Consider the following 20,973-nt stretch of genomic DNA (forward strand, 5'->3'; position numbering starts at 1 on the left):
CTGGTCGGTGTCTTTTTCTTTTACTAATACATATTTTAAAGGAAAACGGAGTTAAATGAAATCCGAAGATTTCATCTAACTCCGCTTATTATTAGGGACTTATGTCACAGTCCCTTTTGAAAATGTGATTATTTTATGTATTTGAGAATTTGCAAAAAAGAATTAGCTAGGTCAGTAGCAGTTTGCTGATCTTTTAATTTGAGTTCAAAACAAAGCTGATCAATTTCTGGTGTGTTGCTTGTCCTTTTAGAAGGTTCATTGTGCTGGTAATTTATTAATTGGGTAAGAGAAACTTGTAATGCCGTGGCAATTTTGTTTAATGATTTTAAGCTGACGTTTTGATCGCTAGTACGTTCAAGCCGGGATATAAAATTAACCGATAGCCCGCTCAACTCTGCTAAACGTTCCTGCGTTACCCCATAACGCTTACGGATTGCCCGAATGTTATCTCCGATGTCTGTGATATCAGTCACCTTCTTTTTTAGTTAAAGATAACTGAAAAGACAGCTTAATTTAACGGAATTAATACATAGTTTTAACATAATAAAAATATTTATATATGTATATGTTTATATAGTAATAGTTATCGCTAGAATAATAAAACTAACGGATTTAAAGCTTTAAAACTTTTTATATAATATTTATCACTTATATTTTTAAGGCAGAGACGCATTCTTGACTGATTATAGCTTGATAGATTACAGATTTAGAAGATTGAAAACTATTAATATAGTGTTATTTTAAATGGTAAATTGTATAGTTTGTTAATTTATTAGGGTAAAACTATATAAATATATTTTACAGGGGGATAACATGAATAAAACAAAAAAAGAAATAATTACTGGAGCGGCGGTAATCGCATCTTTAGGAGCCACAGGAACAACTGTAACGGCACATGCTGATAGTGTTACAAAGCCAACACAGGCTGGACAAAATGCTTATCAACAGAAGGTAAAGCAAAACGAGCAACAACTATCTGATTTGGCTTCTACTAATGCTAGCAAAGAACAGAAGGCTGCTGATTCATACGCAGCTGCTAATTCAGCAAATGCTGTTAATACTGACCAACAGATTGCTGCAGTAAGAAATCAATTTGCGCAACATAAACAACAAGCTGCTGGTCAGATTGCAGCGGCTTCCAGTGCTAAGGATGCCCAAATCAATAATCAAACTACAATTATTAACCAAGAAGCAGCTGCGGCTACTCAGAAACAACAATCGGCAAACACAGCAAGTGAAGCACGATTGCAATCTGCAAACAGTACTGCAATTGCTCAAGCTGAAAAGCAAGCCTCTGATGCAGCTGCTCACGCTACTGCGGCAATTAAGGAAGCTAATGCTAATTATCAAAAAGATGTTAATAATGCTAAAAATCTTCATAATTCTACAATTAAGAATGCAAACGATAGTTATCAACATGATTTGAGCGATGAGAACAGGACATATGATTCTAACAAAAAGCAATTACAAGATGGTGTAACGGCTGCGCAAAAAGCGGTAAATGAAGCCCAAAAGATTGTTAACGAACACCATGTTGCAGAATTGAGTAGTGACCGTTATCCAGAAGTCCAGCATCGTGTTGCTCAAGGTTATATACCTTCTTCTGATGCTGATTATAATAAGGGATTGGGACTTTATCTTGAATACGGGAAAACAAGGGACCCCGAAAATCCTGCTCATGAAAATTTAGCGTATTTGCAATTAGGCGGATTTGATATTGAACATGATTCACGATTGCCTAAATCTATCCAAATGTTACCTAACATTCCTGAAAGTGCAATCCCTCATGCAATCGATGAAATGCCTTTAACATTTAAGCCTGGATTATTGGCTTATGACCCTAGCAATGATAACTCTGATCATGTTGGATCTGAAGGATTAACTGACAATCAAATAGCAATTGCAACAGCTTTTTTAACTTCATGGTCAAATGATTTTCGCCAAGAATTGTATCATAATTATCCAGAATTATATGCAAAATTAACATCGGCAAATTATCAAAAAGGTGCCGGAAATATTCCTTTACCTATTATAAATACTGAAATCACACAGCAATTAGGCAATGATATTGCTAGATTACGCAGTAATGAAAAAATGGGAAATAATACTCATACTGCTGTTGCAGATAATACAAATTTTCAGGCCTTATTTGAAAAATATGATTTTGCGACTGATCCAATTCAAAAAAAACTAAAACAAATTTTTCCAAATGAACCGTTTTTTACTTTTGGAGCTAATTTTGGCCACGGTGAATGTCTAGAAACAATGGTTTCACCTAATTCCACTTTTTTAAATTATCTTGTTAATTTATATAATATGACACAAAACATGTACTGGGCTGAAGCTTTAAATCAAGGAGGCCATGCAGTTTGTGCGGCAGACAACATTTATAATGCAGTTGCTATTTCTTTTGAACGTGTTAATAATGTAACACCTCCTGTTTCTTCAAAAGAAAATTCTCCAGCTTATGCTGTAACAACTAATTGGCTCGGCCTAGGATTTCTTACTGGTACTAATGATGTAAAAACAATCAATAAAGCCAACCAATTCAAACTAAATTTACCACAATACTACGATCAAATTTATGGTAACGAAATTCATAACGCAACAGTTGATGAAATTAGACAACAACAAGCTCCACAATTTGTTGCACGTCAAACTGACAGTAAAACAGCTGCATTAACACATGGTGATCATTTAACATTATCTGATTATCAAGAACCATTAACTGATGCAGAAAAGCAAGAAGCTAACGCAACAAAAGCTTACCAATTTACTTTTGATGGTAATGATAATTTAAGTGATCAAAATCTATTAGTAATGCGTTACGATAACTTAAATGGTACATTCAAGACCGTAAACGGCGACACGATTCCTGTTAATGCTGTTGAGTATCATTTTGGCAATTTAGTACCAGCTAATAATAGTAAATGTGCTATTCGAGTATATGATACGCCAAATGGATTTAGCTTAATTAATGCTAAATCTGTCAATATGGTTCCTTATTACTTTACTAAAGACGCTGATGGTGTCTATCATCAAATTGATACAACTAATGGAGTATTATACGTTTCGCATCTTGTTTCAAAATTTACAACGTTATCTACTGCCCCTCAAATTGCAGGACGGTTAGTCTTTCCAGTTAATGCTGCATTACCGAATCCTCATGACATTATTACCAATCTTAATGACTATCCACAAGGAACAACTGTTAATTGGGCTGATAACAACATTCCTGTTTTAGGCCAAACATCAAAAGACTTGATTTTTAACTTCTTTAATGGCGATTCCGAAACGGTTGCGGTGCCAATTACTGTATTGCCAATGAATAAGTTTTATCAGCCAACATTAAAATTAAATCAACAAGTATCTTATAATTATGGCCATTTGCCAAAACCAACTGATTTTATTCAAAATGCTGATACATTGCCTGCAGGTACGAATATTAGTTTTGATAAATTAGAAACACCTGATGCTGACTCTAATTCACAAAATCAACTAGCTGTACTAAAAATTGCTTATCCTGATGGCACTATTGGTTACAGTACTGTTACGCTAAACTTGAAACAAATGGCTGGACAATATTTCCCTGTTGCCAAAGCTGTTACCTATGCTTATGGAGCAACGCCGGATCCAAATGCTGCACTTGATTTGGGCAGTTCATTTATGCCTAGTGATTCAAATGACTATCATGTTGAATGGGTTACTACCCCAGACACAACCCAAGTCGGACTAAAAGCCTATAAAGCTAAGGTTGTCTTTGCCGATGGATCAAGCAAAGACATACTTGTAGATGTTACGATTAACCAATCAAATTCACACAATTACACATTAACAATCGATCCGATGAAACACGCTGGTTTAAATTCTAATGAGCCGGCAAGCTATTTCATCGATCCAACTGGCTTGCCAGCCGGAACACAATATGAATGGATTAAAGCTCCAGATTTCAGTCAGCCAGGCACACAAAACGTTACTATTAAGGCTACGTTCCCTGATGGCTCAACCAAGACTGTTTCGGGTAATGTTGATATTGATTTCTTTGCGTCGTCCCAAGATACAACTGCTTCAACTAATATGAATATTACACCAAAGAGCAACGCAGAGAATAAATCAAATAATAGTGCAGCATATCAAACGCTGAGTATCAATGAATACTGGAACCAAATTAAGCAACAAAAATCCACAATTACGTCTTCACAACAGCTAAATTATTTGGGAAGTTTAGCAGTTATTCCATCGAATCAAGTTATTACTGGAAATGATTTTGCATTATCTGACCAATCAGCACTAACTAATCGTTATGATGCAATGCATAATTCATTACAGACAAACGTAACAGCTAAAAATGCTACTCTAATTGCAATTGCAGGAAATACGAGTTATGTTACCGATAATCATACTGGCACTGATTATTCAAGTGATGATGGTGCCGTTGCTGTAAAGTTTACTTCACAATTACCTGAATTTATTTTTAATATTGATGGTGAACAGAGTGCTAATGAAAAGATATTCTTTGGTTTATCAACATCAGCGAATAACCAGTGGACAAAATTGTTAGCGCAACAAAAGCCACTAGATAATGAAAAAGTAACCTTAAAACGCTACATTACAATTGTTAATCCTGATGGTACACAGAAAGTGATAACTCAATTGGCCAATAACGAATCGACTAAGCAAGGAACACTATATTCTTCAGGAATTTTTAGTAGTTATCAGGCACCTAAGATTGCAGGGTATCAAGCAGACAATCTCCAAGCGGTCGCCGCTAACCATGACATTGCTGACACTATTTTATACAGACCAGCAGGAACTGAAGCCACTAAGACATTATCCTCGGCTAATACGATTAACGCGAGTGATCTTGTTAAAAGCATTAATAAGGATCAAGCGCTAGAACTTAATGATATTCAAGCTAATAATAAGTTGAATATTAATAATATAGGAGTTCTTACCGCTGCAATTACTAATGTACCAAAGACTGCCAATGCTGTAAGTCCTGATCATTACCAACAATTAGTTGATAATTTGACAAGGGCCAAAGCAAACTTAAATCAGGCAACAGATAAGTTAAAAGATTTGAATAGTACACATGAAAATAGCGTTAAGAAGTTGAATGAGATTAAGGATAATGCACTCAAACAAGCTGAAGCTGATTTTGAAACGGCTGTGAAAGGCGCGGCGAAGACTCGTGATGATAAAATTGCAGAAGCAAAGGGCAGTCATAATCGTGTTGATGCATTGAAACAAGAATTATCGCAAAAGTATCAAGCCTTAGTAAAGGAAGATCAGGCTAAACTAGCTCAAATTGAAAATGATCGACAAAATAGACTTGCTGAGGTGAAGATGGAAGCACAGAATTTATATGAGGCAAAACTTAAGTCACTAGGTGTTGATGAAAAAGCAACTGAGGCGAAGGTTAATACTTTATTAAGTGCACATCAGAAATTTGTTAAGGCTAATGCTGACAAACTAGCAGCTCTTAAGGTAGCTGATACACGAGCTTATAATGACCTTAAGGCTAAACTTGATCAAGAATTAGCTATGATGATATCACAACAGGATAAAGAGAATCCAATCATTAATACTGGGGACCATACTGTTGTTTTACCGGGGAAGAAGTCAGCAAGCAACGATGGTAGAAAAGCAGTAGCACAGAACAAGATAGAAACTACTAATACGGGTACACATCTAGCGGAAACGCCAGGTATGCGCGTTGCCAATGTAGCAATGGATCGGGGTAATGTGTCAGTAAGTAACGGTATTATTGTTAAAAATAGTGTTGCCAAGAGCAATACTAAGCAACAACAACTTCCACAAACTGGTAACGCTAGTGCTTGGATGGCAAGTGTACTGGGAGTGTTAGGTGCAATGTTTGGACTAGGTCTTTTACGAAAGAAACGGTATTAATTTTGGGGTATTGGTTCTAATGAAAAACTTCGTCAAAAATAACAAAAGAATATTGATCATCATGCTGGGTATATGCGCGTGTGTAGTAATGCTTGTTTTTGCTTGGAAAATGCATGTAAGGGTTCAAAATGAACAAGCTGAACAACAAATAGAGCATATTTTTAAGCATTCTTCCTCAATGGAGCTAAAAGGAACGTTTAGTAATTATCAAATTGAAAATGTTGATACGCGGCAAAAGACGATTGGCTTGCAGATGAATGAACATATGAGTGATCAATTAAAGTCTAATATTAACGCTTATATTGATGATAATGTGTCAGTTCTTAATCGGATGTTTGGTAATCCAGCTAAAGATGAAGATGGGCAAGGCAACCTCTTAATCACTGGTGATCAAGTGGAGCCAATTTGTGATGCAATCTCTTATAACAAGGGTTTTATAAAGGACTATGGTAAAGGCTGGACAATAGATATTTATAATGCCCAGGGTGATTTGGTATATATTTATTCTGATGATAAGTTTTTAGATAAACCAGAGGCTCACTTAGATAAAGTGATTGCGGAAGGCCAAGCAGCGCATGATGAAAATGCAACGAAATTAACTGAAGCTGTTATTAATGCTGTTGGAAGAAATAAGTAATCATTTTCTCTTTACTAGAGTTATCTTGCTTTGTATAATAAGGGTAATTAAATAAAAGGACTAAGTTAAAACCTTTCATGCTATGAAGGGGTGGAGTGTATACTCCAACGGCTTAGTCCTTTTTTGTTCCTTCATAGTGAATAAATTATTGGAGGAAGATTTTAATGAGTGAAGTTACCGGAATTACATTAATAATGGAAAATTGTGAGGAAATTTATGTTCCCCAAAAGGCAATTAAAGAGTTAAGCTTATTTGACATAGAACGCAATCTTAGCGTCAACAGTAAAGGGTTCATGACTGATGAATTGTGGTGTGATACGGCGGTATTAGAATTTAACTATCAATTACTAAATTCGATTCAAACGGATGCATTTATTATGAGTGGACGATCGAATTTAGGGGATCGATTGGCGCATTTTAAGGATATTACGATTATTGTTATTGAGTATGGGGATGATCAGGAGATGAGTATTCGTGTTCCGTGGGATAGTCGAAATGATACCTATAATTTAAAGATGGCTGTCAGCGTTGACAAGCGTTTTAATACTGAAAAAGTGCTGATTACGAATGATGATAATGCGATTACTAATTTTTGCTTTTATAATGATATTCGGGATTAGGGATGCTTATTATAAATAAAGTTCACTGTCTTATTGTTAAAGCTAGATAGTCGCAATTGATTACCTGTTTTACTGGAATGGAGAAGATTTCAGTAAAATAGGTTTTTTATTTAGACAAGTGCATTTTCCATTTTTTTACGTATATATCTTTATAGAACTACTTAAAGGAGAGTGAATTGTAAAGATGAATGACTTTCTTCGCAAAAAGTGGGAAATGGCGGGCTTAGCTGATGACTATATTTTTAACAAGGTTATGTTAGATTATGATATTTGTTTAGAGGTTTTACGCCGAATTTTACCTGATTTGCACATTAAAAAGATTGAGTTGCCGAATAACCAGCAAGAATTCGCCTTGGCTCCCGATGCTAAGACCGTTCGTTTTGATATTTATACCACGGACGAAGCAGGTAATCATTACGACATTGAGATGCAAGTTGCGGACCATCATAATATTGCTAAACGGATTCGCTATTATCAGACTGCTAGTTCGATGGAGGCTTATGACAAAGGGCAGCCTTATGAGCAGGCTGATGATTCTTATGTAATTTTCTTTTGTAACTTTGATCCTTTTCAACTCGACCAACAACGTTATGTACTGCATAAACATATTGATGGATTACCGAAATATATAGTTGAAGATGGGCAAACCGATATTTTATTTAACGTTCCTTCATTGAAACATGATGTTGATCCAAAGATGCAAGCCTTTTTAGATATGATTGCCCAACGGAAAGTTGAAGAGACCGATCCGCTTGTCGTAAAATTAAAGGAGCGAATGACAGTTGTAAAGCGGAATCGGAAATGGAGGTCGGAATATATGCGACGCTCATTATATGAAATGGATCAAGAGGCTCGTGAACGTAGGATTCAAGAAGGAGAGCGCAGACTTCAAGAGGGAGAACGTAAAATCCAAGAGGGGGAACGCAGACTTCAAGAAGGAGAACGTAAAATTAAAGAAGGGGAACGCAGGATTCAAGAAGAAGAGCGTAAAATCCAAGAAGGGGAACGTAAAATTAAAGAAAAAGAACGAAAAATTCAAGATGAGCAGGAGAATTTAAAGGAGAAAAACCGTAAAGTTCAGGAAGAAGAACATAAGTTAAGTAAAGAAAAACAAAGATTACAAGAAAATCAGCAAAATTTGATTGAAAAGTTTATCGAAGGGTTACGTGAATATGGTGTTAATGAAACGGCCATTAAAGAAAAAATAAAAGATAATTTTAGCCTTTCAGATGCTGAAATTAAAGATTATTTTTCTAAATAGAATAAGGGGAGTCTCCAGTTTTGGAGGCTTTTTGTGTTCAATAGTTTCAGAAAGAGCAAGGAATGAAGAGTAAGGTATAATAAGTGTTTAGAATATACGATTTATAGGGGAGTTTCTTTATGAAAAAAATAGCACTAATTATGTCCCTTCGTTCATTATTTTGGTAATGGGTGCTTGCGGAAGAACACATTCTGTTACTAAAACAAGTAGTGATACGACTAGTTCTTTGTCCAGTAGTCAACAAGCAAAAGATGATGTTTCATTGAACGCCGCGCAGTTAACTCCTGAACAGACAGCGGCCCTTGTTTTATATTATGGGGATGCGCACATGCCAGGGGCTGATAATTATGATTATTCTGCTAATATGGAAAAACGTAACCAGGGCGCAGTAGTAAAAATATATGATAGAAAAGCGGTCCCTCAAGGAGAAGGTCCCACTGATAAATCATACCCTGAAGGAGCAAAAGAGCTTTATACCGTTAAATTAACTTCTGGTACTAATGAGAATGGACACCGTTTAAATTCAATTTATTATACAATTGTTGGCAAGAAAATTTATTATGCAGATAGTCGGGGCGGCATTCATAAAACAGGGGTAACCTTGAATGAAATGGTGACATATGCCAAAACTCATGGGGAAGTAAATCGTATCTTAAATGTAGCTCAAAATACTCAGATTATGGACATGCGGGGCAAAGTTACAATCACCGATAAAGATGGTTTAACGACCCAACAACTAGGAACAATGGTTGCTCTCTCAAAATACCCTGATTGGTTTAAAGATCATGTTCAGAGTGGTGCGATGTACTATGGCACGCATTATGGTTATGGTGAAGTCTCGGATTATCAATATGTAACAACTAATGGCGATCTAACTAGCTATATTTGGTTTAAACGTGATGGCAATAGTGTCACAATCAAAACAATTGAGCCGGATAAAAATCAAAGTATAGCAGAAACTCCGATGACTACTACTCATACGACAGTCTCGGCCCTAACAAATGAGAATCAACAAAATGAAGTTAATGCGCTTGCAGATCAATTAAAGGCAATCGACCAAAACTAGAAGAAGGATATATTATGAGTAAAAAAGATAAGTATGATGTTCAAAAGTTTACAGGAATTCCAGTTGAGACAGATGCTGGGGGAAAGTATCAGTTAAAAGCTGACCAAAATGGTGAAACAAAATTACATACTTGGCGGACCGGAAAGCATACTAAGGGTAAATTTAGGCATCCCGGTCAGCTAATGCTAACAGAAAATAACCTAACTGTTGTGATCTTAAAAGCGGAACCAATGGCTTTTAAGGACCGGCATAGTGAAACGCCCCTTCAAAGATTTCTAACTGTAGATGTTACGGATGACGTACTGAAGCAGGGACTTGCGGAGCTAAAGGAGTAAGGCTAATGAAAACATTAGTGATAGTAGCACACCCGCACCTTACAAATTCGACAACTGAAGCATTTTTAAAAGCAGCTGCTACTAATGAAAATAACGTTATCTGGCACGAATTGAAAGCACCGTTTGACCTGTCTCAAGAACAAGAACTGTTAAAAACAGCGACACGGATTGTTTTCCAGTTTCCGATGTATTGGTATAGTGCACCAGCAATCTTAAAACAGTGGCTAGATGAAGTGCTGGATTCGCGAATAACGAGCAATCAGATCCTTAAGGGACGTCAGTTAGGAATTGTGACAACTTTGGCGCATTCTGCTTCTGCATTTCAGCCGGGTGCAAGCCAGCAATATACAATTGCGGAGATCTTGCGTCCTTACGAGGCATTAGCATATTCTTTAGGGATGAAGTTTTTACCGCCGTTTCCAATTTATCAATTTGCCCAACAGGACGAGGTTGAGCGGCAACTGTTATTTATTCGTTACCAGCAATATTTAACTGTTAATAATTTCTTGCATTTTAGCAACCGGACACAATGGTTTGTTGAGCGGCTTAATGACAAAATTAACAAAGAACATGATCCGCTTCAGCAGGCTAAGCTAGAACAATTATCGATGTTATTGACTGAGCAACAAGAAGAACTAGATGATTTACATGCTTCGATTGGATGGTTACGCGCAAAAGAGGATGATTGATATGAACGAAAATCAACAATGGGCTCATAATGAGTTGAAAAGTTTAATAAAAAATAGCCCATCTTATGAAGATCAAGCTTTCTACCGCGGATTAGATCAATTAATGCTTAGACAGGCACAACGTCTAATTAACGCAACCGGAGAACTTGATGGTCGTAGCTGGGCTGATAAATAACTGGTTTAAAAATATAAAGCAGAAGTCTACCTACCACTTCAATAATAGACTTCCACCTTATCAGATAATTGTTTCAAAAAATGAAACTAGGGGGTTATTAATACCCATTCATTTTAACTGCACTATTAAAATGAAAAATATTACTGATAAAATTTATAAATATCATTTGATTGATAATGTCTTCAAAGGGAATTTATAGAATAATATTTAGTAATACTTTACGGGTATCAGAGAATTATGAATCAAATTCTCATCTTTTATTATAGAACAAATTATCATTAAAAAGTAAAAAATTCTTAATTTATCTTATTTTGCTGAAAGTTGTAAGTCCTTTTTGAGCTTTTCGGCTAAAATAACTGCTTGGTTATGTTCTTCGTCACGTGCACCATAAAGCAGGATAACATTTTGCGTTGATAGCTGATTTTGAACAATTGCTTTTAAGGAGTTGTAGTAGGCAGGCTTTTCGGCTAATTCAGCTAGATAACGTTCACGGAATTCAGGATAACGGGCGACGTCATGATTGAACCATTTACGTAGTTCGGTGCTGGGGCCGACCTCTTTTAGCCATTTATCAAGGTGTGCATTTACTTTTGAAATGCCTCGTGGCCAAATACGATCTACAAGAATTCGGTAGCCGTCTAAATCAGCGGGTTTTGTATAGATTCGTTCAACTTTAAGTTCCATGAGTGTCGATCTCCTTTGATTAGTGTTAAGTTTAGGATAGTTCTTTTTAGGAGGAAAATAAATATGCTGACAAAATATCAACAATTTTTTACCGGTCGCCCAACAACTGAAATTGCAAAAGACCTATTGGGAAAAATGGTAAAGTATCAGGACGGAGATGAAATAGTTGGTGGCTATATTGTTGAAACTGAAGCATACTTAGGAGAGAAAGATTCAGCATCACATGCTTTTAATGGGCGACGAACCGGTTATTCTGAATCATTATATGGGGTGCCTGGTAACATCTACCTATACCAAATTCGGGGTCATTATTGTTTTGATATTGTCGTTCAAGATGCCGAAGAGCCACAAGGGATTTTGCTACGAGGAATTGAACCAGTTATAAATGTAGAGAAAATGGCAGCAAATCGTCATATGACTGGTGTAAATATTACAAATGGTCCAGGAAAATTAGTACAGGCACTTGGCATTCATTCGCGTGATTTGGATGGTCAGCCGATGGAAACAAGTCCGCTAACAGTTGATTTACAAGACTTTAAAATTCCCCGGGAAATTACTACCACAGCCCGTGTAGGAGTTAATGTCAAAGGAGCTAACGGGCTTAGTCCACGTCGCTTCTATGTGAAGGGTAATCCCTATGTATCTAACATGAAAAAGCGGGACATGGATACAGCAAACCATGGCTGGAAGGAGTAAATAATGGCACTAACTTATCAACAATTATTAACAGCAGTTCCAATTGTATTAGATGCTGGGAATGTTCCTAACATTGTCGGTGATGCTGGGATTGGGAAATCTGCGCTTGTGCAGGAAGTAGCCGTGAATTTAGATGCTAAACTATTTACGACTGTTGTAAGCTTAAGTGAAAAAGGAGACTTAGCAATTCCGGTCCCGCCATTAACAAGCGAGTCTTTTGTTGAAACGAAGAATTATGGGCGATTAGCTAATGTTCAATTTGGCTATTCCGAAACATTAATTGACATTATCAAATATGCAGAAACGCATCCTAATCGGTTGATTCTGTGGTTCTTAGACGAATTCAATCGGGGAACACAGGCTGTTCAAAGTGAATTAATGAACCTTGTCCTCCAACGAAAGATTAACTCCTTACGATTACCCTCAACGGTGCGGATTATAATTGCAGAAAACCCTGATTCAACAATGAGTGGCTTTGCTGATCGAGAATATGGGGTTGCAATTGGAGATGCAGCGATAAAAGATCGAACAGTTCGTCTTGTAATGACCAGTTCAACAACTGAATGGTTAGAATGGGCTAAGACTGCTGGAATTAATAAATTAGTGATTGCTTACCTTACTCAGTACCCAAATCAATTATTGGTTATTGATCCTAATGAGGAAGATTTAGCACCAACCCCGCGTGCATGGGAAAGAGTTTCACGAAACTTAGACCAGCTTCAGATATTAGATGATGAAACACAACGGCAGCTTGCTGTGGACATTTTTAGCGGTGACCTCGGTACGGAAATTGGGGTGGCCTTTGCGCAGTTTATTCTTGCTCAGGGTCATGAGCTGACGGTAAAAACATTAAAAAATGCGAAAAATGGTGAACAACAGTTTAATCAGGCGGATGAAGCAACGAAAATTAAGGTACTGCGCTCGTGGATCAGTCCAGAGTTAGCAACAGAAAAGGCTGCTATGCTGTTTTTAAAATATTTACAGCTTGTCAGTAATGATGGGCAATATGCGATTGTCCAAACTGCTGGTGACAACTTAACCGAGCTTCTTCAGCCAATGTATGAGCAAGCAATTAAATATCCCCAAGGAGCCGTTAGTCAGCTTTACCAATATTTTGCGGAGGTAGCTACCCGTGGTGATAATCGATGAGCTTTAATAAACTCTTTTCGCGGTTTAATCATTCACGTTCCGCTAGTGGCAAACAGCAAAACACAGATCAGCGTGTAACTAGGGGAGTCATTAGTCTTTTACAGAAACAGCGATTATTAGGTGAAGTCCTTTTGCAGCTGCCAAGAAAGTTTGATTTGCAATTTACTGCAGTAATGGGGTTAGAGTGGGAAAATAATAAATTACTATTAGTCATTAATCCTGATAAGTTAGATAATCTTAGTTCAGGTGAAATTGAGAACCTCCTTGAACATGAAGCATTGCATATCATTTGGCTACACCCTTTAAGGTATGCTGCTAATCCGCACCATCACCTTGTCCAAATCGCAACAGATGTAGCAGTTAATCAATACATTTCAGAGCCGCCTCGTAATACAGCTACCCTTAGCCAATTACAGCAGCTCCTTCGGCAAAAAATTGCACCACGATTGGACTCCCAGGATTACCTTGATTTATTGGAAAAACTACCAATTGAGCAACAGGAAAAATTACGACATGCGGGAATCGATTTGAATAAAAGCGGAAGCAAGGGAAATGCGGCAGATGATAATCTTCAGAAATCGGATTCACATCATGGTTGGCAGATCACTGAAAAGGACGGGCACCAACTAAATAATCAACTAATTCAATTAGCAAGTATCAAGCAGCTTTTGGTAAAAGCATGGGAACAAACTCCTCACCGTGACCGGGGCTTATTACCTGGAAATATAAAAAGTCAGCTGAAAAATGTAAAACAAATGAAGCTAGTTGACTGGCAGCAAGTTCTTAAACATCAATTTGGCTTGCTCGCACGGGGACAGATAGAGTCACATGCCCGATTTAATCGTCGTCAGCCATTGCGGATGGATTTAGCAGGTAGAGTTACGAGATTGACACCCGCTATAGATATCTTTGTTGATAATTCTGGTTCAGTGAGTGATGAAGAGTTGGATCAAGCACTGGCAACGATTGAAAAGATGATCAGTCATACCAAATTGACAGCGACTGTTTACTCCTTTGATGCTAAGGTTACCTCAAAGGAGCAGCTTCGTGTGGGAAAGAAATTTATCCATACTCGTAGCGGTGGCGGAGGGACTAGTTTTCAGTGTGTTTTTGATTATCTCCATCAACATCACCTAACAAAGCGTGGACGAATAATCATAATTATTACCGATGGCTGGGGAGAAGAAAGGATTAATACTTATCATTATCGAAACATTTATTGGCTAATGATGACAAAGGCAGATCAATTATCAGTAAAAGATCCGATTGGTAAGGTCTTAGAAATGAGGTAATCATTAATGGCAACAATATTAAATCCACAGGCAATGCAAAAAGTACTTACTCATAGTAAAGAATACCAACGGGCAATCGGATTGCTTAATAAACGGTGGGATCCCGATGAACAGCCAATCTTTCGTAATGTTTTGCAGTCAGCTGATGTCCAGTTTGCACGTCAATTACAGATTGCGGGACTGGTTAAAGGCAAAGTTAACTTGGGAAATTACCAGGCAGTGAATCAATTATTAATGCAACACGATTCGTGGTTTTCAGAGAGTGCCCGCAAGACTTTGTTAAATCCTTTTATAGATTGAAGCAAATTTATAAGAATTGTTAGAGAGCATAGTATAATAGTAAGTAATGTAACCTTTTAAGGAGGTCCTGCACATGGCAGTGGATAACGAATTAATAAAAAATGACCTGTATGAAGCAGTAAATGGTGAATGGTTAAAAACGGCTAAAATTCCTGATGATAAGCCGGCAACTGGGGGATTCAATGACCTGGTTGATGAAATAGACAAGCAGCTTATGGATGACTTTGATGCTTATGCTGAGGGAAAGGAACAGTCTGATGATTCACGATTTAACGAGATGATCAAACTATATCGTCTTGCTAAAAAGTTTGATTGGCGAAAAAAAGTCGGACCACAGCCACTAAAACGAATGTTAGCTAGTGTTGACAGCCTTAAATCATATGCTGACTACCAGTCTCAATGGAAAAATTGGATATTAGCGGGAATGCCTTCGCCAATCAGTTTTGACATTGATGCTGACATGAAAAATGCTACTGTTTATGCCTTATTTGCCTCTTCACCTTCCCTTATTTTGCCTGATAAAAGCTATTATGAGGAAGAAAAGAAAGAGCAGCATGACCAATTGCTCCAACTCTGGTCTTCGATGGTCGAAGCATTAATGGATAAGCTTGGTTATAGTAAAGAAGAAGCGTCTAAGATCATTAATGACGCGATTAAGTTTGATGCTCTCCTTGCTCCTAACGTCAAGAGCGCAGAAGAAGCAGCTGATTATAGCAAAATGTATAATCCACAAAGCGTTGCAGAATTAGCAGCAGCGACAGATCAACTTGATATTGCGTCCGTAATTAAGCAATTAGTTAATGAAGAACCTGAAAAAATAATTGTGATGGAACCAGATTACTTTAAGGCGCTTGATAAAATCTTACAGGGTAACTTTGAATTATTTAAGAGTTGGGCATTGGTTCGTGTTATTCGAGAAAATGCCAGTTACCTTGATGATGAGATGCGTGAAATCAACGGCCGCTATAGTCGAGCGTTATCAGGGAGCAAGAAACCGGTTAGTCAGCGTAAGTTTGCTTACTATCTTGCACGTGATATGTTTAGCCAGGTTGCTGGGGATTACTACGGTAAAAAATACTTTGGCCCCCAAGCAAAGGCAGATGTACACCACATGGTTGAACAGATGATCAAGGTTTATAAGGGACGGTTAACTAATAATAAATGGCTTAGTAAAGATACCCGTGATAAGGCAATTCTTAAACTTGATAAATTAGGAATTCAAGTAGGGTATCCGGATAAGATTCCTGCTCTTTACGATCAATTTAAGGTTGATGAAGAGGAATCCCTAATTGCTAACTTAAACCAACTAACGGTAGTGGCTAATAAGGAATTATTTAGTCGTTGGAACAAACCGGTAGACCGGATGCGGTGGGAAATGAGTGCCGCAACAGTCAATGCTTACTATCATCCGTTTAAGAATATTATTGTTTTCCCCGCTGCAATCTTACAAGCACCATTCTATTCATTGAAACAAAGCAGCAGCCAGAATTATGGTGGTATTGGAGCCGTTATTGCTCATGAAATTTCACATGCTTTTGATAATAACGGATCATTATTTGATGAATTTGGGAACCTCAATAATTGGTGGACAGATGAAGACTCTGCACACTTTAAGCAATTAGCTCAAAAAATGATTAATGAATTTGATGGCATTCCATTTGCTGGTCAAAAGGTAAATGGGAAGTTAACGGTGTCTGAAAATATTGCAGATGCAGGGGGATTAAGTTGTGCCCTTGAAGCAGCTAAAACGGAGGCTGACTTTAACGCCCAAGAATTCTTTATTAATTGGGCAACTATTTGGCGAATGAAAGCTACTGAACAATACATGCAATTGCTGCTTTCGATTGATGTCCACGCGCCACAAAAATTACGGGCAAATATCCAAGCAGAAAACTTAGATGACTTCTATACAGCATTTGACATTAAACCGGGTGACAAGATGTATCGTGCGCCAGAAGAACGGGTTCATATCTGGTAAAACTTAATTTTGATCTGTAGGAGTGTGGAGATGAAGCGCTATTGATGCCTTCTGCCACGCTCTTTTTTTATGGCTACAGAACTTAGCGTGACATTTTGAAGCCCACCTTGTAAGGTGTTAATAAGATCAATTTCCCGGGAAATAAATTTTAGATGAAGGTAGGAGAACTTATTGAAATTTGCCGATAAAATGAAATTATATCGTCACCAGCATAATTGGACTCAGCAAGAGGTAGCAGAACGGCTTGCAATTTCACGAAAGACAATTTCTAGTTGGGAGAATAGTCGGAGTTACCCTGATATATTCATGCTGGTTCAAATAAGTGATCTTTACCACGTTAGCCTGGATAATTTATTACGAGAGGATCATGAAATGATGGATAATTATAAGGAAGAACATATCTCTAACAAAAAGAGCGATAGGGACTTTAGAAAGAGTTATCTTTATAATGCTGTTGGAAGTATATTTATGGTGTTAAAGTTTATTCACGTTTTACCAGGATATGGCGGTATATTTGGAGTATTAATTGGAGCAATAATTGGTTTTACGATTGTGAACTTATACCTTTTATTAAGCGAAACTAATTGGAATAGGATGCGGACTAACGAAAAGATTAGTTTTACACTGGCTTTTATTATCATTTTAAGTTTAATATTAACAATTAATTTAATTAATCCATTGAGCCATATTCCAGGAGGGAGTGCGGACTATACTAGTGGCATAATTACTGGCCGTATTGTAGGCTCTATGATAGTTTCGTTATCGTTAACTTGTTCATTCAGTTTGTTCCCACAGTTTAAGGAAAGGTCAGAGAAATAATGCATAACATTAATGTTATTAAAGGCGACATTACAAAAGTAAAAGTTGATGCAGTCGTTAATGCAGCTAACACAACCTTGATGGGTGGTGGCTGTGTTGATGGTGCAATTCATCGTGCAGCTGGGCCGGCTCTATATAATGCTTGTGAAAAATTTCATGGATGTCCAACGGGAGAGGCGCGGATAACCGGTGGCTTTAATTTACCGGCAAAGTTCATTATCCATACGCCAGGTCCGGTCTGGCACGGTGGAGATAACGGTGAAGATCAACTATTAGCTAACTCCTATCGAAATAGTTTACAGTTAGCAGATCAGCATTTGTGTCGGACAGTTGCTTTTCCATCTATTAGTACTGGTGTTTATGCTTTTCCGCTTCAAAGGGCAGCTAAGATTGCTATTACAACGATTAAGAATTTTTTGCCTGTTGCTAATTATGTTGACCAAGTGACCATGGTCTGCTTTGATGATAAAACATTTGCTGCATATCAATCACAACTTTATTAATAAACTGTTCAAACTATTGGCAAATTCATTGCTAAACGTTTATAATTTTCTGGATTGACTTTTTCAGAAAATTTTTTTGTTTTAAAAGGAGGTTTATTATGACACACACTAAATTAAGGTCATTTACTTTTATTCTTGTTGCATTTATGCTTGGGTGCAATGAGTTTATGGTCGTAGGTGTTTTATCAGATATTGCTCGCAGTTATCATGTCCCGCTTTCAACGGTTGGTTTTCTTGTTACCGCGTTTGCAGGTGTCTATGCAATTAGCACACCTATCATTACGACCCTAACCAGTAACTGGAACCGGTATAAACTTTTGATGTTATTAATGACCGTTTTCTTTATTGGCAATACATTAACGGCAATTGCACCCTCGCTTGGCTGGCTTCTGTTTGCAAGAATTATCACGGCTGCTGTAGCGGGAACTATTATCTCACTAATTAATTTGTTAGTAAGTATCATTACACCGATGGATAAGCGGCCAATGGTTCTAGCATGGGTCGGTGCTGGCTTTAGTATTGCATCTGTTATCGGAGTTCCGCTTGGGACAACAATCGCAACCCTGCTTTCCTGGCATGATAGTTTTTGGATAATTTCTGGATTAACATTGATAGTGTTTGCGCTGCTTGCATGGTTAACGCCTCGTGATACACCACAAGTGAAGGGAAGTATCTTAGAACAGCTGGCGTTATTGAAGGATCGTCGTGTTTTATTAGGAATTGGTATTACAGTTGCTGTTTTAAGCCTGCAGTATACTTTCTATACATATGTTCGTCCGCTAATTACTAATGTTATGGGCTTTAGCTTAACTAGTTTAAACTGGTTGTTGCTTCTTTTAGGAGTGATGAGCATTATTGGGAACGAAATTGCCGGTTTGGTTGCCAGTAATAAAGGGGTTCAAAAGTTACCGGTTGTTTTCACTATAATGACAATTTTGAGCCTTATTTTGGGAGTTGCATTAGAAAATAAGGTTACTGGAATGCTTACGCTAGCTGCGCTCTGTGTGGTTGTAATTATATATGGAACAACAATTCAGTTGGTATTTATTAGTGTGGCAGAAAAAGAATACCCCCAGTCACTAGCTTTGGCGACGTCTTTAATCTCAATTTTTGCTAATGTCGGAATATCGCTTGGCTCATTTACGGCTTCAACCACGGTTAGCTTTGCGAGTCTAACTACATTAGGATATGTCGGGGCGGTTTATGGTATTTTAGCCATCGGTTTTTCGTTTGTCCTTCGTCGTTTTTACCGAAAATAATCAATGAATCTGCTGAAAAGTAAGCAAATAATAGCTATAATAAATCAGTAATACTAGTAGGGAGATTATTATAAGTATGAATATTGTTTGGACATGGGATGTCGTTCGGCGGATTATTGAAGTCCTGTGGTTAATTAACGTTGCTTTTGCAGTTTGGACGGTTTTTCGCAGCCGGCGTGATATTGCATCAACGTGGGCATGGTTGTTAGTATTAAGTGTTTTGCCGGTAATCGGTTTTATTATGTATCTTTTTGTTGGCCGTCAGTTGTCACATGATGAGATATTTAGTATTCAAGATGAGCAAAAGCAGTTACGAATTAAATACCTTGAAAAACAACGAAAGCTAAGTGAAGAACATGAATTAATGCCCAAAGGAAGCAGGCTGTCGCGAGATCGGCAGCTAGTAAACCTTTTTCTGAGTTTGAATGATTCAGTAGTAACTTTTAATAATAAAGTTCACGTTTTCGTTGATGGAAAGAAGAAATTTGACAAATTAATTGATGATATAAATCACGCAACTGATCATGTGTATATTGAGTACTACTCTTTTTATGCTGATAATTTAGGACGGCGTGTATTAAAGGCATTGGAGGATGCGGCAGCTAGGGGAGTAAAAGTGCGGGTCCTTTATGATTTAAGCGGGTCTCATGGAACTACTTTTAAGTTTTTCAAGCATTTAGAAGAGTTAGGTGGAGAAGCTCAAGCATTTATTGCTGCCGCTAAAGCTTATTTCCAAACACCGCGGTTAAATTACCACCTTCACCGTAAGTTAGCTATTATTGACGGAAAAATTGGCTATATCGGTGGCTTTAATATCGGCGATCAATATGTTAGCGAAGATCCTAAATTTGGTTATTGGCGGGATACGCACCTTCGTGTTGTCGGGCAGGCTACGATGATGATGACAGTCCGCTTTGCGATGGATTGGAATACGACTTGCCGGAAAACGCATAAAAAGAAAATTAATCTTGAAAATGAATTTCAAGACTTTGAATTAGCTGCTCCAACAGGTGATCCTGATGAGGTTCCGATGCAGATTGTTTCCTCTGGTCCTGATAATGAAAATTACTCGATCAGACGAGGCTATGAATCAATTATTAGCTCCGCGCGGAAGTATGTTTATATTCAATCGCCTTACCTTATTCCAGAAGATTCGGTGCTTGAGGCATTAGTAATTGCTGCAAGAAGCGGGATTGACGTGCGGATCATGATTCCTTGTATGCCCGATCATCCATTTGTCTATCGTGCAACTGAATATTATGCTAAATATCTGGTTAATAATGGCGTGAAGGTTTATAAGTATAATAACGGCTTTATTCATTCCAAGACGATGGTTAGTGGGAGTAACATCGCATCTGTTGGCTCAGCTAATATGGATTACCGGAGTTTTCGTCTTAATTTTGAAGTTAATACGTTTGCATATAATGAAGAACTAACGGCTCGCTTGAAGAAAGATTTCGAGGACGACATGAAGAAAAGTACTTTACTTACGCCAGAATATTTTGACAAGCAATCAAAATGGCGGAAATTCAAACAATACTTCTCAAGATTGCTATCACCAATTTTATAGAAATAAAAAAATCTGCAACGTTAAAATTTA

The 20,973-nt window shown here is 37.5% G+C and carries 18 protein-coding genes and 1 pseudogene; 17 read left to right on the plus strand and 2 right to left on the minus strand.

Going from position 1 to position 20,973, the window contains the following annotated elements:
- Positions 1 to 128: 128 nt before the first annotated feature.
- Positions 129 to 473 carry a helix-turn-helix domain-containing protein gene (locus H5S41_RS00550; RefSeq protein WP_231833040.1) on the minus strand — a complete coding sequence of 115 codons (345 nt, stop codon included), beginning with the start codon at positions 471 to 473 and terminating at the stop codon, positions 129 to 131.
- A gap of 340 nt (positions 474 to 813) precedes the next feature.
- On the opposite strand from H5S41_RS00550, the gene H5S41_RS00555 reads away from it, so the two are divergent.
- From H5S41_RS00555 to H5S41_RS00590, 8 genes and pseudogenes are all read left to right on the plus strand, one after another.
- Entirely contained in the window at positions 814 to 5,910 is a 5,097-nt protein-coding gene (locus tag H5S41_RS00555) for a Rib/alpha-like domain-containing protein (protein ID WP_182601560.1), read from the plus strand.
- A 19-nt stretch (positions 5,911 to 5,929) separates the two neighbouring features.
- Positions 5,930 to 6,547, plus strand: coding sequence for a hypothetical protein (locus tag H5S41_RS00560; RefSeq protein WP_182601562.1), 618 nt, complete (start codon positions 5,930 to 5,932; stop codon positions 6,545 to 6,547).
- Between the two features lie 164 nt (positions 6,548 to 6,711).
- On the plus strand, positions 6,712 to 7,167 hold the full coding sequence (locus H5S41_RS00565) for a hypothetical protein (RefSeq protein WP_182601564.1): 456 nt from the start codon (positions 6,712 to 6,714) through the stop codon (positions 7,165 to 7,167).
- A 184-nt stretch (positions 7,168 to 7,351) separates the two neighbouring features.
- Positions 7,352 to 8,428: an Rpn family recombination-promoting nuclease/putative transposase gene (locus H5S41_RS00570; protein WP_182601566.1), complete on the plus strand. Its 1,077-nt coding sequence runs from the start codon at positions 7,352 to 7,354 to the stop codon at positions 8,426 to 8,428.
- Between the two features lie 119 nt (positions 8,429 to 8,547).
- Positions 8,548 to 9,494: pseudogene (locus H5S41_RS00575) on the plus strand (Lreu_0056 family protein).
- Positions 9,495 to 9,508: 14 nt separating this feature from the next.
- Positions 9,509 to 9,829, plus strand: coding sequence for a DUF7671 family protein (locus tag H5S41_RS00580; protein WP_153709251.1), 321 nt, complete (start codon positions 9,509 to 9,511; stop codon positions 9,827 to 9,829).
- A gap of 5 nt (positions 9,830 to 9,834) precedes the next feature.
- On the plus strand, positions 9,835 to 10,518 hold the full coding sequence (locus H5S41_RS00585) for an NAD(P)H-dependent oxidoreductase (RefSeq protein WP_182601567.1): 684 nt from the start codon (positions 9,835 to 9,837) through the stop codon (positions 10,516 to 10,518).
- 1 nt (position 10,519) lies between these two features.
- Entirely contained in the window at positions 10,520 to 10,693 is a 174-nt protein-coding gene (locus tag H5S41_RS00590) for a hypothetical protein (protein WP_182601569.1), read from the plus strand.
- A 306-nt stretch (positions 10,694 to 10,999) separates the two neighbouring features.
- On the opposite strand, the gene H5S41_RS00595 is transcribed toward H5S41_RS00590, so the two are convergent.
- Complete coding sequence (locus H5S41_RS00595) at positions 11,000 to 11,377, minus strand: DUF488 domain-containing protein (protein WP_182601571.1); 378 nt, start codon at positions 11,375 to 11,377, stop codon at positions 11,000 to 11,002.
- A gap of 63 nt (positions 11,378 to 11,440) precedes the next feature.
- Between H5S41_RS00595 and H5S41_RS00600 the strand changes: the two genes are divergently transcribed.
- The 9 genes from H5S41_RS00600 to cls all read left to right on the plus strand — a co-directional run bounded on the left by H5S41_RS00600 (position 11,441) and on the right by cls (position 20,943).
- Positions 11,441 to 12,073, plus strand: a complete 633-nt coding sequence (locus tag H5S41_RS00600; RefSeq protein ID WP_182601573.1) for a DNA-3-methyladenine glycosylase — start codon at positions 11,441 to 11,443, stop codon at positions 12,071 to 12,073.
- Positions 12,074 to 12,076: 3 nt separating this feature from the next.
- The gene (locus H5S41_RS00605; protein WP_182601575.1) at positions 12,077 to 13,222 is read left to right on the plus strand and encodes an ATP-binding protein; all 1,146 of its coding nucleotides are present in this window, start codon (positions 12,077 to 12,079) and stop codon (positions 13,220 to 13,222) included.
- The gene (locus H5S41_RS00610; RefSeq protein ID WP_182601577.1) at positions 13,219 to 14,514 is read left to right on the plus strand and encodes a vWA domain-containing protein; all 1,296 of its coding nucleotides are present in this window, start codon (positions 13,219 to 13,221) and stop codon (positions 14,512 to 14,514) included. The genes H5S41_RS00605 and H5S41_RS00610 overlap by 4 nt, the downstream gene beginning before the upstream one ends.
- 6 nt (positions 14,515 to 14,520) lie before the next feature.
- Positions 14,521 to 14,814, plus strand: coding sequence for a hypothetical protein (locus tag H5S41_RS00615; RefSeq protein WP_182601579.1), 294 nt, complete (start codon positions 14,521 to 14,523; stop codon positions 14,812 to 14,814).
- A 73-nt stretch (positions 14,815 to 14,887) separates the two neighbouring features.
- A complete protein-coding gene (locus H5S41_RS00620) occupies positions 14,888 to 16,792 on the plus strand; it encodes a M13 family metallopeptidase (protein ID WP_182601581.1) in 1,905 nt (634 codons plus the stop codon).
- Positions 16,793 to 16,963: 171 nt separating this feature from the next.
- Positions 16,964 to 17,611, plus strand: coding sequence for a helix-turn-helix domain-containing protein (locus H5S41_RS00625; protein WP_182601583.1), 648 nt, complete (start codon positions 16,964 to 16,966; stop codon positions 17,609 to 17,611).
- Positions 17,611 to 18,114: an O-acetyl-ADP-ribose deacetylase gene (locus H5S41_RS00630; protein ID WP_182601585.1), complete on the plus strand. Its 504-nt coding sequence runs from the start codon at positions 17,611 to 17,613 to the stop codon at positions 18,112 to 18,114. Before H5S41_RS00625 ends, H5S41_RS00630 begins: the two co-directional genes overlap by 1 nt.
- Before the next feature lie 98 nt (positions 18,115 to 18,212).
- Positions 18,213 to 19,373: an MFS transporter gene (locus H5S41_RS00635; protein WP_182601588.1), complete on the plus strand. Its 1,161-nt coding sequence runs from the start codon at positions 18,213 to 18,215 to the stop codon at positions 19,371 to 19,373.
- A gap of 76 nt (positions 19,374 to 19,449) precedes the next feature.
- Positions 19,450 to 20,943, plus strand: a complete 1,494-nt coding sequence (gene cls, locus H5S41_RS00640) for a cardiolipin synthase (RefSeq protein ID WP_182601590.1) — start codon at positions 19,450 to 19,452, stop codon at positions 20,941 to 20,943.
- Positions 20,944 to 20,973: the final 30 nt, after the last annotated feature.

This window comes from Limosilactobacillus albertensis (genome assembly GCF_014145555.1).
In the GTDB taxonomy this organism is placed as follows: domain Bacteria; phylum Bacillota; class Bacilli; order Lactobacillales; family Lactobacillaceae; genus Limosilactobacillus; species Limosilactobacillus albertensis.